The organism is Pseudomonas sp. VI4.1, assembly GCF_002029345.1.
In the GTDB taxonomy this organism is placed as follows: domain Bacteria; phylum Pseudomonadota; class Gammaproteobacteria; order Pseudomonadales; family Pseudomonadaceae; genus Aquipseudomonas.
Genome location: NZ_MULM01000071.1, coordinates 1 through 14988, shown reverse-complemented (window position 1 = coordinate 14988; position 14988 = coordinate 1). Strand labels below are relative to the sequence as shown.

Genomic DNA, 14988 nt, shown 5'->3' with positions numbered 1-14988 from the left:
ATGTGGTCGCCAGCCGTTTGAAAGAGGAATACAAGGTCGAGTGCTCCTACGAGCCGATCACCGTCTATTCCGCGCGCTGGATCGATTGCAGCGATAAGAAGAAGCTCGAAGAGTTCCAGATCAAGGCGGTGGAAAACCTCGCGGTCGACGGCGGCGGTCACCTGACCTACCTGGCCCCAACCCGGGTCAACCTGGCGCTGATGGAAGAGCGCTGGCCGGACGTGAAATTCCGCGCGACGCGTGAGCATCATTAAGCGCTGATTGGTTACATCCAAAACCCCGTTGTGAAAGCTGCGGGGTTTTTTTGGCCCTGAATTTTGGGTCGCAGGAGATTTGCCTTGGAAAATCTCCCCCTGAATTGCGTACTTTTCATAACAAGAAAATCTTGCTCGAAATGTTTCGGTTAGTGCCGGTTTTTTAAACAGCTAACAAACGATGTTTATATATTTTGGTGATTGTAGGAAGAGGGTTACGTTGTTTTGGGATGTCTCTGAGGTTGAATAGGGAATAGTAGTTCACCGGTTGTAGGTAATCTCTGAAATTAGATGGTTTCTTTGCGTGAATTTTTTATTTGTACTAGTTTCGGTTTGCCGGCGATCCTTCGCTGATTGGTCTGTCGGGCTATCTCATCGTTTTTTGAATAATTGGCCTGCTGTTGGCGGTGACTGGTAGCTAGGTATGTAGAGGAAGGGTTTCTAATTAAATAACCAAAAGCCCAAGGTGCTCAAGATATGAACAAAATTGGCATGTTGCTCGATTCTAAAATTCTCAATGTTCCTGAGATGATGTTGGCGCAAATTATTAGACGTGAAAGGTATGGCCAACCTTTGAGCGCGTTTGCTCTTGAGTCGGTCTCCGTGCCATGCATTCAAGCCGATGAGTGCTTAGTCAAGGTCATGGCTGCTGGTGTCAACCACAATGGCGTTTGGGCTGCACGAGGATATCCAGTCGATGTCATTGACCTTCAGAGGTCCCATGGTGAGAAGCATGATTTTCATATTGCTGGATCCGATGCCGCCGGAATTATCGTCGCTGTAGGCAAAGATGTTGACGATATCGCTATTGGTGATGAGGTAGTGCTGCACTGCGGTTGGTGGGATTGCGATGCAGTGGCCGATGAAATTATGGATAAATCGGCAAAAATATGGGGCTACGAAATCAATTTTGGAGCTTTCGCAGAGTACACCCGGGTCAAGCGGCAAGCGATTCTGCCCAAGCCTGCGCACTTGAGCTGGGAGCAGGCCGCGTCCTACATGCTCTGTGGGGCGACAGCCTATCGGATGCTGCACGGCTTTGCCCCGCATACGGTTAAACCGGGCGATGTGGTCCTCATATGGGGGGGCAGCGGTGGAATGGGCTCGATGGCTATTCAATTGGTCAACGCCGCTGGAGCCATTCCCATAGCCGTAGTAAGCAGCGACGAAAAAGCGGATTACTGTCGACGGATTGGTGCCAAAGGCACGATCAATCGTCAGGACTATGAACATTGGGGCGTACTCGAAGATATCGAGGATCCGGCTGGATACGGCCAATGGCTGAGTGAAGCCCGGCGTTTTCAACATGAAATCTGGCGTTTGGTAGGCGATAAGAAAAATCCCAGTATTGTCATAGAGCATCCTGGCGAAGATACATTTCCGACGTCCTCCTTTGTGTGCGCGCCCGGCGGAATGGTGGTTATTTGTGCCGGCACCAGCGGGTACAAGGGCACCTTCGATATCCGCTATCAGTGGATGCGGCAAAAGAGGTTTCAGGGCTCTCACTTTGCCAATCGAGCTCAATGCACCGCATTCAATAAGTTGGTTCGACAGGGATTGGTAAAGCCTTGTTTGACTAGAGTTTTTGATTTTGAAGATTTGCCGGAAGCCCATCAGATCATGTTCGAAAACAGGGAGCTGTTGGGTAATTTTGCTATTCGAATCGGTAGTCACCGGAAGGGGTGAACAAATGTTGTTCATTCAGAAGTTTGTCGATTTCGCCCGTGCGCATCCAGAAGTGCCGGCCATTGTTGATGTGATATCGAAGCTTTCATACGGCGAATTATATGATCGGGCTCAACACTTGGCCGAGGTTATCGCTTCGACAAGTTCGGACGCGATGATCGGTGTATTGATGGAGAAAAGTGTCGATTACATCGTCTCGATTCTGGCTATTCACTTGCTGGGACGAACAGTCGTGCCATTGGACAGAAGCTATCCGGTTGAGCGATTACAGCAAATGATCACTTCCATCGACTTGTCGTTATGCCTGCTGAAGCAGGAAAACGTCGAGTTGACCATGATGCTGGACGAGCGGACTCGCTTGCTGCGTATTGATGAACCCACCGTGCCGTCGGTAGGTGCTGGCAGAATCGAGATTGCGGCCAAGATGCTGGATGAAGTGCCGGCTTACGTAGTTTTTACTTCCGGGACTACCGGGCAGCCCAAACCGGTCATGGTGCCGTATCGCTCGCTGAGCACCCTGATCGACTGGATGGTAAAAGCGCCGGGTCAGGCTGGCACTACGTTGCTGTACGCGGCCCAGGGTTTTGATGTCTCATTTCAGGAGATCTACAGCGCGTTGTGCCAGGGAGATCGTCTACTGGTCATCACGGACCAGCAAAAGAAAGATCTGCACGAGCTTAATCGAGAGCTGGTTTCTGCGGCTGTCACGCGCCTGTTTCTGCCAACCTCAATGCTAATCCCTTTCGTCACGTTCAATCTTCACGACTCGAGAGTATTGGCTGATTTGCAGGAAGTGATCTGCGCCGGTGAGCAGTTGAAGATTAGTCCTGTCGTCAGGCAATGGTTTAAGGCTCATCCCCAATGCCTACTGATCAATCACTACGGTCCGGCCGAAACGCATGTGGTGATGGAGCATCGGCTCTGTGGCGAGCCAGAAGACTGGCCGGATCTGCCGCCCATCGGGCAGGTCATCCAGGCCAGCACCGCTTACCTGCTCGATGACGAATTGCAGCCAGTCATGCCGGGTACCAACGGACAGCTCTACATCGCCGGCCGCTCGCTGGCGCTGGGTTACTACGGTATGTCCGCGCACACGGCAGAGAAGTTCGTGACGCATCCCCAGACACATGAACGGATGTACAACACCGGCGACATCTGTGTCCTGAACGAACAGGCGTTGTTCGAGTATAAGGGGCGGCGTGACCGGCAGTACAAGGTTCGTGGCTACCGGGTTGAGTTGAAAGAAATCGAGACCGTAGTCGCTGATTCAGAGCTGGTCGACGATTGTCTCGTCGTAGCCCGACAGTCCGGCCGGGCTACGACGCTGATCCTGTACTTTACGGCGCAGGAGCGGGATCAAGATCTCAGTATGACGCTACATACGCATCTGACGGCAAGACTGCCCGATTACATGTTGCCATCTTTCTATAAAAAAATTGCGGCCATTCCGTTGACGCAAAACGGCAAGGTCGATCTGCAAAAACTGCCTCAAATCGGCGGGCTGCGATCGCACATTTCATCAAGCTACGTTGAGCCGTGTAGTGAGCTTGAATCGACGGTGTGCGAACTGGCGGCGTCCTGTTTTGGTCTGGACCGGATCGGTGCCAACGATAACTTCATGGAAATCGGTGCGAATTCCATCTCCCTGATTTCCCTCTTGGCCGAACTGCGTTACGTGCTCGCCTATGACTTCCGCCAGACTGATCTTTTCGAGTACCCGACGCCCAGGCTTTTGTGCGCCAGTTACCAATACTCGCTGGATACGACGCAACGGGTTGCCCCCGCGGTTGCGCCCGCCAGCAATCGAAAACAGAGATTGGCCACCATTCAACGTTTTCAGGAAAAAAAGGGAGGCTGACATGCATGATCATGAGGAGTATCAAGGGCCGTCGGATGAAAGTGGCATTGCGATTGTCGGTATGTCTTGCCGTTTTCCGGGGGCAACATCGATCCACCAATACTGGCAAAACCTAATGAACGGTGTTGAAAGCGTCCATGTCGAGACCGACGCAGATGGGCAGATTCGGGCTCGCGCCGAGCTTTCGGGTATCGAAGACTTCGATTACGGTTTTTTTGGGTTCAACTACAAGGAGGCTCAGCTTCTGGATCCCCAGCACAGGGTCTTGCTCGAGTGCGCGTGGGAGGTGTTGGAAGATGCATCGTTGCACGCGCAGACCGGTTCTGTTGGCGTGTTCTGCGGTGCCGGCCCCAGTTCCTATTTTATAAACAATGTTTACGGCCTGCGTGCACGCGACAGCGCTTGTGGTTTGTATCAATCCTCCGAGGCACTGGCACAATTCATGGCCACGGACAAAGAGTTCCTCGCCAGTCGCATCGCTTACAAGCTCAATTGTTGCGGTCCTGCGGTAAACGTTCAGGCCGCCTGTGCAACGTCGCTGTTCGGCATTCAGGCCGCCATTCAGGCGCTATTGCTGAGGGAGTGCGATGCGGCACTGGTCGGTGCCGCAGCGGTCTCTGTTCCGCAATCGATCCCCTACTATTTCGAGCCCGGCATGCCTTTTAGCGCCGATGGGCATTGTCGTCCGTTTGATGCAAAGGCCAGCGGGACAGTGTTCGGTTCGGGTGCAGCGGTAGTCGGACTGAAAAGGCTCGGTGATGCTTTGGCCGACGGTGATCAGATACATGCGGTGATTCGCTCGGTCGCCACCAACAACGATGGTGCTCATCGAGCGGGTATGTCGGCGCCTTCTGTGGCAGGGCAGGCCCGGGTCATTCGCGAGGCTCTCGATATCGCCGGTGTCGGTCCCGAGCAGGTGAGCTACGTCGAGGCCCATGGCACTGCGACTCCCATTGGGGACCCCATCGAAATCAAGGCCCTGGCCAATGTCTTTGCCAGCCGTGACCACACCTGTTTCCTAGGGAGTGTCAAAGGCAATATCGGGCACCTGGGATGGGCGGCCGGGATGGCCGGTCTGATCAAGGCAGTCCTGATCGCTCGACACAAGGTGATTCCCCCGACCCTCAACTTTGAACAGTACAACCCGCAGCTGTACATTGAAGAAACCCCCTTTACCGTCAACCGGCAACAAGTGGTTATCACGACGCCTCATGTCATCGTCGGGGTCAGCAGTTTCGGCCTGGGTGGCAATAACTCGCACTTGATTGTCGAGACGGCGCCAGCACCGAAGGTCGCCAGTTCATCACTCGACCATAAGCGGTTGTGCCTGATTCCCGTCTCGGCCAGAGAGCGCGTTGGCCTGCAGCAGCTGTGCACCGGTTACCGGCAGTTTCTCGAGGCTCAAACGGACGACAGTTTCCCCCTATTTGTCGCCAATCTTCTTCATTCCAGATCATTGTTCGAGCAGCGCACGTACGTCATCGCCAGCCATCGTAGGGAAGCCATCGACGCACTGGCTGGGTTGACCTTCGACGCTTGGTCGCCGGCGGCGACCGCGCCACGGGTTGGTCTGATGTTTTCCGGTCAAGGCGGCGAACATCGGGACATGGGGCGAGAGCTCTATACCCATGAAGCGCTGTTCAAAGCCGAGCTGGATGCGTTCGACCCGGTATGCCAAGACGTCTTCGGTGCCTCTGCCGCAAATCTGTTATTCGATCCCCTGATCAACGGGAAAATCGAGGAGGATATTGCTCGCTCGCAGCCCATGACATTTGCTGTGCAAGTGGCGATGGCGCGCCTGTTCCTGAGTAGTGGCATCGGCCCCGTGGCACTATTCGGGCACAGCCTGGGTGAGTATGCGGCAGCCTGCGTCGCGGGTGTGTTCACTGCCGAGCAGGGTTTCCGGATGCTTGTGCAGCGCAGCCGATTGCTGGATTCGCTGGGAGACATCGGAGCCATGGTAGTCCTTGGGGGCGATCACGATTGCGCGTCGAGATTGATCGAAAGAACGCCAGGCGGGCTGTCGATTGCCGCTTTGAACGCGGTAAATAACACGGCGGTATCCGGAACGCTGGAAGCGGTTGAGCTGCTCCTGAAAATCGCGGACGCCGCCGGGGTGAGCGCAACGCGATTGACGATTTCACGTCCCGGGCACTCCTCTTTGTTAGACCCGTTACTGGACCGCTTTGAAGCCTATCTGGACAGCGTCGAACTGAGCCCACCTGTTCGTCCTTTCATTTCCACTGTAACGGGAACACTGGCCGGCGATGAGGTGGCGACCTCGCATTATTGGCGTCGTCAGTTGCGTGAAACCGTGAGTTTCCGAGCGAGCGTTGCTGCTGCACTTGACCTGGGTTGCACTCATCTGGTCGAGATCGGGCCGAAAGCCATGCTGTCAGGTCTGGTGCTCAGCGAGGCCGGAGATCGCTCGAGCGTGCTGCCCATGGCGAGGGGAGGGCAGAGGGATCATCGACAGTATCTGACGGTGCTGGGTGAGTTGTTCCAGGCCGGCGCCGATGTTCACGTGCCGGCCACGCAAGAGCGGGCGCCGATACTGGCGGGTTTACCGACTTATCCTTTTCAGCGCGTTCGCTGCTGGATTGAAACGCCTGAGCCGGCTCACGCTCTGGCCGAACACACCTATCAAACGGTCTGGCAGTCGTTGACGGTGGAACGGATGGACAGCTACTCGACTGCCGGACAAAAGGTTTTGTTTCTCGCGCCGAACGAGGCAGTCAACGAGGCTGAAACCCGCTATCTGAAAAACACCTTCGGCCAGTTTCACTGCGTTGCGTTGAATCGCTTCATGGGCATTGACGCGTCATCGCGCGAAGCGTTGGATGTTATTGCAGAGCAGGATTTTGACGGGATGTGGAGGGAGTATGTCGACGGCGTAGACAGGGTGTATCTCGACCTGCGGCAGTTGCCGAACAATGACGTATCCACGGCAGTCAGTACCTGTGCGCGAGTCTTGAGCCTGTTGCGCTCCGTGCTTGACGGTCATGACCGACGACCACAATTTTGTCTGTTGTTTACCACGGCGGCCATCCGCGATGAGGGCATGAGCCTCAACCCGGTGGCAAACAGCGTTCTGGGCATGCTTCGCTCGGTGTTGATCGAAGAACCTGACTGGAGGGTGACCGTCCTCAATTTTATCAGAGAGCAGTCGCCCACAGGTATCGAGGATGCCAGCCCAATCGTGTTGTTGCCGTTAACCGACGAGCTCGTCGTCACGGTCAGACAAGCGCAAGCCTTCGTGCCCCGGCTGGTAAGGACAAGGGACAGCAATGACGCCCGCTACAGCTTCCCTGCCGATCACAGTTACCTTCTGATCGGCGGTGCTGGCGGCATCGGCAGGCAGTTGATCGAAAGCCTTTGCGTTGATCAGATCCGGTGCATTCATGTTATCGGACGCTCGGCACTGCCTGGTGAAGCGATGCAAGCCCTGATGATACGTTACCCGAGCGTCCGGTATCTGGGGCTCGACCTTTCGTCCGATTCAGGGCGCGACGAGTGTGCGAATTGGCTGCAATGTGCAGCGATTGGCAAGGTGACCATTTTCAATCTGGCCGTCGATCTCCATGACCAGTTATCCAGCGAGGTTCAGGTTGCGGATCTGCAGCGTTCGTTCGAGGCTAAATGCACGAGTGTCCTGACTCTTTACCAACTGCTATGTGACCAGGGACGGGCGATCGAATGTGTTTTCAATTTCTCTTCGGCCACTTCGATTCTGGGTAATGGCGGACAGTCGACCTATGGTGCGGCCAGCGCCTTTCTCGACGCCGCCCATGAGTCATTGTTTCCCCGGGCGTCCAGGGTACTGACGGTCAATTGGGGGGTGTGGGGCGATGCCGGAACACTGCGCGATAACCACCAGCGAATGCAGGTGCTCAAAGCCAGTGGCTTGAACAGCCACAGCAGTGAACAGGGCTTGCTTGTTATCCGCCAGTTACTGGCCGGTCCATCCCGTATCGCGGGGTTCATGAACATTGACGCCAAGGTCTTGGGCGACAGATCTCGAGTGTGTGCACAATTCCTTGAGCAGCTGGTGACTGATGACAGCAATAAAGACAGGACCCGGCCGGCCAGCGTTTCGGCTCGCCTTCTCGAGTGTGCCAATGAAACTCAGGTGGTTAGCGTGCTCGAGACCTGGCTCGTAGCAACGATTGATTCGCTGGTCGGCCTGGAGGCGTCGAGCCGTGGACGCTACGACAAGATCAAAGAGTTTGGCTTCAAGGCCCTGGGCTTTGACTCATTGGCGCTGGTTCAACTGAAGAATGCACTCGTCACGCAGTTTGACCTGCAGTGGACCATCAAACACCTTAACTCCATGCAGGCGTTAAGTGAGCTGCATGCCGTCCTTGTGTCACACGTCAGTCAGCCGGCATGGCGTGCAAACCATTGCGAGCGCAACGGCTCTGTTGATATGTATGTGCAGGACACAGCGGTTTCATTACAACAGATGCGGTGGATTTCGCTTATTGGCAAGGACTACGGTCTGCGCGTCATTCCCTATTTGATTTACTGTCGCTTCGACGCCGAGCACTGCAGGAATGCGTTGTTCCAGGTGGTGGATGAGCATCGGTTGTTGCGAACGTTTTTCCCGCAAGGACAGCCAACAGTCAGAACCACCGCTGAAGTCCTCCAGGACTTTGGGGCGCTGTTTACGGATTTGTCTTCACAAACGGCTACGGACAAAACACAGCAGATCGCGGCCCGTGTGCAGGCCATGGCGCAGGCGTTGCCCAAACCAGAGGATAATGTGACTTGGGCGATTCACTTTATCGATGTTGGGGAACCATTCTTCATCGCGTTGATAGGGGTTCAACATCTGGAGTTCGACGGCAAATCCCTGACCCTGTTGTTTGACCGGTTTGGCGAGTGTCTGCATCACCTCGCCGAGCATCAGCCGCTGAATCGTATAGATCACGACATTGGCTATGCCGACTATGCGCGACGCCAACAGCAGTATCTGAACCAGCAGTGGGCCATCGATGCCGGCTTCTTTAAGGGACTGTACAACGCCTTTGAAGGCCCTACCGTTTTATCCGCGCATCCGGGTTTCACATCTATTGCCGCTTGTTCGTCGTCCCGGTACAGCGTCGAAGTCGCCGATGCGAACCGTATTTTGAGCGAGCTGGCCGAGCGCCATGGGTTCAGCGTGTTCAATGCAATCTTGTATGTTTATGCCAAGACTATGGCCGACATAATCGGTTGCGATCAGTTGATTATCAGTGCGATCAACAGCGGGCGTGGTTTGAGTGAATTCAACAATGTGATCGGTCCGTTCACATCTCCGCTGCCGGTACCGATCACTGTGCATCACGATTGGTTGAGCGGCATCTCAATGGTTGCACGCACGCTGGAGGCCATTCAGGGTTATCCACTCATGCACCCGTCCATGTTGATCGGTGAAGTGTCGGCGTTTTCCGGAATGGCGCACGACACTTACTTTTCGGACGTGGGCATCAACTTCCTCAATTATCGCCACACCGCTGAGGCCCCGGGTAAGGTTCGGATCGAAGGAGTGGAGATCCTTGGTCCGGTATCGGAGGGGTTGCTGTCGGGGGCCAACGTCGAAGACATGCGGCGAGTACCGGGTCTGCATCTGGTGGTCGAAATCAACGGCGTTGATTTGCGCTTTCACTTCTGGTTCCACACCCAGCGCTTCTCGACCGCCGAAGTCGAAGATTGGGGGCATCGCATGGTGCAGCACCTGAACCAGCTGCTTAGCCTGGCGAGGACAACCGATGAGCACTGAGCCGCTTACGCTGCTGTGCTTCTCGTACGCGGGTGGCAGCGCCGGGTTCTATGCGCGCTGGCGTCGTGTGTTGCCACACATCAGGGTGATTCCGGTCGACATTCCGGGACGGGGTGGGGCACAGGATGCATCGGCATTGGTCACCCGCGACGGACTGATCGACTACTTGCTGGCCGACTACGCTCGATGGTGCGTTCCTCCATTTGCCCTCTTCGGCCACAGTCTAGGCGGGCGCATCGCGTTCGAGTTCCAGTGGGTGCTGGAACAAACGCGAGGACTCAAAGCCGTGCGATTGTTCGTCAGCGGATGCTTGGCACCTGAACGGTTTGCCGAGGCCATGCATACCCGTGAGCGGGATCTGAGCGATTCAACATTATTGCAGGTGTTGGCAGCCTTGGGGGGAACACCACGGGAATTGATGGCCAATCCGGCACTGATGGACGCGGCACTGCCTATGATCAGGGCCGATTTTCAGTTGGCTATCGATCTTTCGAAAAGCGCCGTCACTCCTGTTTCCGTGCCTATCGATCTGTTGCTGGGCAGCCGGGACAAGGTCACCAGTCTCTTCGAAGACTATCCAGGCTGGACACGTCATACCTCCCATGGGTGCCAGGTGTCAGTCATTGATGGGGATCATTTTTTTATTCGTTCCCAAGCAATATCGGTCGCCAGACTGGTGGGGAAAAGACTGCAGGAGTTTGCATTGAATGAGGGTTGAACCTGAGGTGCAGGATTGGTTGGCCAGCGGTGGTTGGCCATTGCATATTATCGGGCAGCAGATGATCGAACGGGCACAGCTTAAACCGGCCTGTTCCTACCGCTGGTGCATACACGATGTAGTTCGCGGCACTCGTCATGCGTTCAATGAGCACGCCCGTGTTCCCGCCTCAAGTACCCGTAAGCTTTACATCCTGGTGGCAGTGCTGCTGCTGATTGAGCATGGAGAGCTGGCGCTGAGCGACAGCGTCGTGGTGGATAACCAGAAAGCAGGCGCTCAAACCTGTGGCGGTCTTTGGTTGCTGGACAGCCCCCGGGTATTCACCGTGGCGGAACTGCTCAAGTTGATGATGGGTTTAAGCGACAACATCGCGACCTTTTATCTTGTGGACCTGCTCGGTCTTGAGCGTCTGAACGCGTTGTCGACTGTAGTGGGGCTGTCCGGGACCTGGCATTTGTCAGCGGTGCCGAGTCAGGCGTTGACTGCCGATCATCCGCTGAGCGCCGTCAATACCACCACGGCGTCGGATCTGGTGACTGCTCTGTCGATACTGGTCGAGGGCGCAAACAGCCGCTTACCTGCCGGTGGGGCTTTTATCCGCCGGGAGTTGTGCGAGTTCGGCTTGAACAGCATGCGCGCGCAGCAAGACACCACTGCGATTAGGAGCTGGCTGACTGATGTGGACCAGGTAGGCGACAAACATGGCATCGGCTATCGCAACTACAACAACGTCGCTTACCTGGCCCATGGCGGCGGAGTAAGGATCATCTTTTCGATCATCGTTGACGACCTGCATCGCATTGAAAGTCCCATGCCGGCCTTCGCTCACGCCAGGGATTTCATCGCCCTGTTTTCCCGCTTGCTGGATGACTACACCAGGCTTGAATACCCCTCCAAGGAGCTTTGATATGGCCCGTCCCCTCTCTGCCGCCTACGCCAACAAATCCGAAATTTACGACAGTGCCAGACCTTCCTATCCGCAAGAGGCCATCCTGTTCATCCAGCGTCAGCTCGATTTATCGCTAGGATTGCCAGTGCTGGATGTCGGATCGGGAACCGGGATACTGACCCGGCAACTGTCGGCTACCGGCATGCCGATGATTGGAATCGAACCTGACGCAAACATGCTGGCCAAGGCCAAAGCAAACAACGGACAGCCAAGCGCGAATTACCGTTCCGGAACGGCCGAACAACTGGGTGCTGCGCCCTGCTCGGTAGCGGCGCTGGTGTGCGGGCAGTCCTTTCACTGGTTCGAACCACGCAAGACCCGAGCTGAATTTCAACGGGTGCTGGCGACCAACAATCCAGTGATCCTCATCTGGAATATTCGCAGCCCCGACTGCAACGTTTTTCACCGTGCTTACGAACAACTGCTAAACGACGTCTTCGAGCGTTATGCAGAAACGTTGCAGATCGACGACGCCCTGGAAAGCCGGATCCAGCAGTTTTTTGCCGGCTCCTTCGAGGAGCGCATCTTCCACAATAGCCAACAATTGAGCACGTCGGGACTGCTCGAAAGAACCATGTCCTGTTCCTATGCGGCGCAGCCAGGAACACACGAGTATCGTAAGGCCAGTCAAGCTTTGAACATCTTGCATCAGCAATACCAGCAAAACGGTTTGGTCTCACTTAACTATCAAACGCGCGTGGTCTATGGACGTATTTAACCGGATGGGCATGAGTCGGTTGTTCAGCGGCTCGGCATTGGTGGTGCCTTTGTCGTTTTTTCCGACGTTGGCACGGGCGGCGTTTCTGTCTTACTTCCTGATTTTTCTGAAGGAGCGCTTCGACCTTTCGGTGGATCAGATCGGGCTGTTTGTCGGCGGGTTTATTCTCCTGAGCTCAGTGTCCAGCCTGGTTTTCGGCGCGGTGCTCGACAGGCTGAGTATCAAGGCCTTGATGCTGATCTCATCCGTCATCCAATCCGCGGTGTACCTGAGCCTATTCATGTTCAACTCATTGGCCCTGGTCTTCATCCTGTGCCTGTTGCTCAATCTGGCCTACCTGTCGCTGGAGACGGCCGTGCGCATGTGCATCGCTCGATTGTTTACCCCCCAGGAAACCGCGTCGGTGCTGTCGCTCAAGTACACCTTCACCAATACCGCGTATGCACTGGGTCCGCTGATCGGACTTTGGCTGAATCGCCAAGGCGTTTCACCATTGCTTTTCTGCAGTGCTTCGGCACTGATCTTTATTGTGGTTATTGTCAGTCCGTTTGCATTGCCGAGGGTGGTCGATCGGCAAAACGTCGAAGGCGAAGGGTGGTTCGGTTCGCTGGCAATCATGGCCAAGGATCGCAACCTGCTGAAGTTCTCGGTGGCCAGCGTATTGTTGGCTGGTGTGTTCGGGCAGTTTCACATGTACGTGGGCCAATACCTGATCACGACCCATTCCACCGCGCAAATGTACGAGATCATTAATGTGGTGTTTGTCACCAATGCGCTGACCTCGATCCTGTTGCAATACCTGATCGGTAGAAGGGTGGCAGCTGAACGCTTCAGATATTGGATCTTTGGCTGCATTGTGGCGTTCGTGATCGGGTTGATAGGGTTTGCGTTCTCCAGCACCCTCTACGCTTGGGTCTTCTTCACTGCCATTTTTACTGTGGGGGAGATTATCATTCAACCACTTGAGTTTTTCTACATCACCCGGATAGCTCCGGCGCACATGGCAGGGGCTTACTACAGTTCGCAAAACCTCACTTACCTGGGCGCGGCGTCGACGCCAGTGGTGTGTGGTTTCATTCTCGCCGGCTTCAATCCGCTGTATTTTTTGTTGTACTTGCTGGTGTTGCTGATGGTAGGCGGGGTGATTTTCTATGTAGAAGGGGGAAAGTTAATTCAGCCGGGAACAAAAAAGCCCCTGTCAAACGGGGCTGTTGGTGATCAAGGATCAATATGACTTCGCATACAGTGCCCAGGATTTGGTGGGCTGACCTGTAAATAAGCAGGTGGCTGCTACCTTGGGTTGAGCGAGTGGAATGCATCGAACTGTTACACCCAGTTCGCTGATGGCTTTCTCAACTTTCTTGTCATCGATGAAGGGGGCGAGAACGAATGTATTGAGTTTGTCTTTGTGTTTGAAGGCTTGTCTGAAGTTGTCAAGTGTGGTGATTGTTTCGGTGTTGTTCGACAGCTTTTTTTTGGCACTTTCAAGCATGCCTGCCTGAATAGTCTGCAGGATTTTTGGCAGGCTTTTAACAAAGCTAATTATCTCAACGTTTAACGTGCTCTTACTGTTGTCTCTGCAGGAATAAGAAACCATGTTCTGTTCCAGTTCCTTTATCCCGACTTCGACCCGAACAGGCACACCGCGCTTGACGTGATACCACTTTTTTTTCGCCGCCGTTCATGTCCCGTTTATCGACGCTGACTCGCAGGTTTTGTCCCTTCAATTTTTTCCGGGAAATCTGCTTTTGCAGCTTGTCGCAGTAGGCATAGATGGCGTCGGCGTCCTGTTCGCTTCGCACGATTGGAACGATGATGACCTGCGTCGGTGCCACCAGCGGTGGAATCACCAGTCCGTCGTCATCGCCATGTGCCATGATCATGGCACCAATCAAGCGCGTGGAAACGCCCCATGAAGTGGTCCAGGCCAGCTCTTTTACCCCTTCCTTGTTCACGAAGCGGATGTCTGATGCCTGGGCAAAATTTTGTCCCAGGAAATGTGAAGTTCCCGCCTGCAGGGCCTTTCCGTCCTGCATCATCGCCTCGATGGTGTAGGTACTGACAGCGCCCGGGAAACGTTCCCATGAGCACTTTTCGCCTTTTATTACTGGTATGGCCAAGTGCTCGACAGTAAACCGCTCATAGATATCCAGCATCTTCAGCGTCTCGCCCAGGGCCTCTTCACAGGAGCCGTGAACGGTGTGGCCTTCCTGCCACAGGAACTCTGAGGTACGTAGGAAGATCCTTGGACGCATTTCCCAGCGCAGGACGTTGGCCCACTGATTGATGAGTAGCGGCAGATCCCGATAACTTTGCACCCAGCGTGAAAAGGAGGCTCCGATCACCGTTTCGCTGGTAGGTCTTATGATCAAAGGCTCTTCCAGTTCACCTGCGGGAGTGAGTTTTCCATCTGCGGTCTGTTCCAGACGGTGATGGGTTACGACTGCGCACTCTTTGGCAAAACCATCGACATGTTCTGCTTCTTTTTGAAGAAAGGATAATGGGATCAAAAGCGGAAAATATGCATTCACATGGCCTGTATCCTTGAATTTTTGATCAAGCTCTCGTTGAATCTGCTCCCATATGCCATAACCCCAAGGGCGGATGACCATGCAACCTCTAACTGGAGAATTTTCAGCCAGTTCAGACTGACAGATGACTTGTTGATACCATTCAGAAAAATTTTCACTTCTTGTAGGTGATATTGCGTTTTTCATAGTCCCCCCGGAGTGTAAAGACATCGATTGATTTTGAGATTGATGTTGTGTAGGTGTATGTATATTTTTTGAGGTTTGAAATTTCAAGAACTTATGGTTTTTATTTGATCTTTCGGAAATTTCCTTCAGACAAATCTGGTTTTTTTTGTAAGGCTGTTCCATTTTCTTTGAGCGACACTTGAGTTTCATTGAGCGTTGCTTGGCGACATCATCGGCCTGCACAACCACGGCACCATCCAGATCGGCGACACCTTCACCGAAGGCGAAGTCCTGGGCTTCACCGGCATCCCGCACTTCGCCCCGGAACTGTTCCGTCGCGTACGCCTG

9 protein-coding genes and 2 pseudogenes are annotated in these 14988 nt (G+C 54.4%); 9 read left to right on the top strand and 2 right to left on the bottom strand.

Annotated features, from left to right (window positions below; genetic code table 11):
• From prfC to BZ163_RS02240, 8 genes and pseudogenes are all read left to right on the top strand, one after another.
• A pseudogene (gene prfC, locus BZ163_RS02275) lies at positions 1 to 254 on the top strand (peptide chain release factor 3); the annotation flags it as partial.
• Positions 255 to 731: 477 nt separating this feature from the next.
• The gene (gene ccrA / locus BZ163_RS02270; protein WP_218190492.1) at positions 732 to 1940 is read left to right on the top strand and encodes a crotonyl-CoA carboxylase/reductase; all 1209 of its coding nucleotides are present in this window, start codon (positions 732 to 734) and stop codon (positions 1938 to 1940) included.
• Positions 1941 to 1944: 4 nt separating this feature from the next.
• On the top strand, positions 1945 to 3798 hold the full coding sequence (locus tag BZ163_RS02265; protein ID WP_128869624.1) for a non-ribosomal peptide synthetase: 1854 nt from the start codon (positions 1945 to 1947) through the stop codon (positions 3796 to 3798).
• Position 3799: 1 nt separating this feature from the next.
• Entirely contained in the window at positions 3800 to 9559 is a 5760-nt protein-coding gene (locus BZ163_RS02260; RefSeq protein ID WP_168187301.1) for a type I polyketide synthase, read from the top strand.
• Positions 9549 to 10277 (top strand): thioesterase II family protein, encoded by a 729-nt coding sequence (locus BZ163_RS02255; RefSeq protein ID WP_128869622.1) that lies wholly within the window; start codon positions 9549 to 9551, stop codon positions 10275 to 10277. The genes BZ163_RS02260 and BZ163_RS02255 overlap by 11 nt, the downstream gene beginning before the upstream one ends.
• Positions 10267 to 11184, top strand: a complete 918-nt coding sequence (locus tag BZ163_RS02250) for a serine hydrolase (RefSeq protein ID WP_128869621.1) — start codon at positions 10267 to 10269, stop codon at positions 11182 to 11184. Before BZ163_RS02255 ends, BZ163_RS02250 begins: the two co-directional genes overlap by 11 nt.
• 1 nt (position 11185) lies before the next feature.
• Positions 11186 to 11944, top strand: a complete 759-nt coding sequence (locus BZ163_RS02245) for a class I SAM-dependent methyltransferase (protein WP_168187300.1) — start codon at positions 11186 to 11188, stop codon at positions 11942 to 11944.
• Entirely contained in the window at positions 11931 to 13178 is a 1248-nt protein-coding gene (locus tag BZ163_RS02240; RefSeq protein ID WP_128869619.1) for an MFS transporter, read from the top strand. The genes BZ163_RS02245 and BZ163_RS02240 overlap by 14 nt, the downstream gene beginning before the upstream one ends.
• Here BZ163_RS02240 and BZ163_RS35255 read toward each other — a convergent pair.
• Positions 13170 to 13541 carry a hypothetical protein gene (locus BZ163_RS35255; RefSeq protein ID WP_256578906.1) on the bottom strand — a complete coding sequence of 124 codons (372 nt, stop codon included), beginning with the start codon at positions 13539 to 13541 and terminating at the stop codon, positions 13170 to 13172. The genes BZ163_RS02240 and BZ163_RS35255 overlap by 9 nt on opposite strands.
• Positions 13510 to 14556 carry a proline--tRNA ligase gene (locus BZ163_RS02235; RefSeq protein WP_256578907.1) on the bottom strand — a complete coding sequence of 349 codons (1047 nt, stop codon included), beginning with the start codon at positions 14554 to 14556 and terminating at the stop codon, positions 13510 to 13512. Before BZ163_RS02235 ends, BZ163_RS35255 begins: the two co-directional genes overlap by 32 nt.
• 297 nt (positions 14557 to 14853) lie before the next feature.
• Here BZ163_RS02235 and BZ163_RS35250 point away from each other — a divergent pair.
• A pseudogene (locus BZ163_RS35250) lies at positions 14854 to 14988 on the top strand (hypothetical protein); the annotation flags it as partial.

Coding starts and splice junctions, on each gene's coding strand:
- BZ163_RS35255 (WP_256578906.1), bottom strand. CDS start 13,541: ATGGTTTCTTATTCCTGCAGAGACAACAGTAAGAGCACGTTAAACGTT.
- BZ163_RS02240 (WP_128869619.1), top strand. CDS start 11,931: ATGGACGTATTTAACCGGATGGGCATGAGTCGGTTGTTCAGCGGCTCG.
- BZ163_RS02250 (WP_128869621.1), top strand. CDS start 10,267: ATGAGGGTTGAACCTGAGGTGCAGGATTGGTTGGCCAGCGGTGGTTGG.
- ccrA (WP_218190492.1), top strand. CDS start 732: ATGAACAAAATTGGCATGTTGCTCGATTCTAAAATTCTCAATGTTCCT.
- BZ163_RS02235 (WP_256578907.1), bottom strand. CDS start 14,556: ATGGTCATCCGCCCTTGGGGTTATGGCATATGGGAGCAGATTCAACGA.
- BZ163_RS02245 (WP_168187300.1), top strand. CDS start 11,186: ATGGCCCGTCCCCTCTCTGCCGCCTACGCCAACAAATCCGAAATTTAC.
- BZ163_RS02260 (WP_168187301.1), top strand. CDS start 3,800: ATGCATGATCATGAGGAGTATCAAGGGCCGTCGGATGAAAGTGGCATT.
- BZ163_RS02255 (WP_128869622.1), top strand. CDS start 9,549: ATGAGCACTGAGCCGCTTACGCTGCTGTGCTTCTCGTACGCGGGTGGC.
- BZ163_RS02265 (WP_128869624.1), top strand. CDS start 1,945: ATGTTGTTCATTCAGAAGTTTGTCGATTTCGCCCGTGCGCATCCAGAA.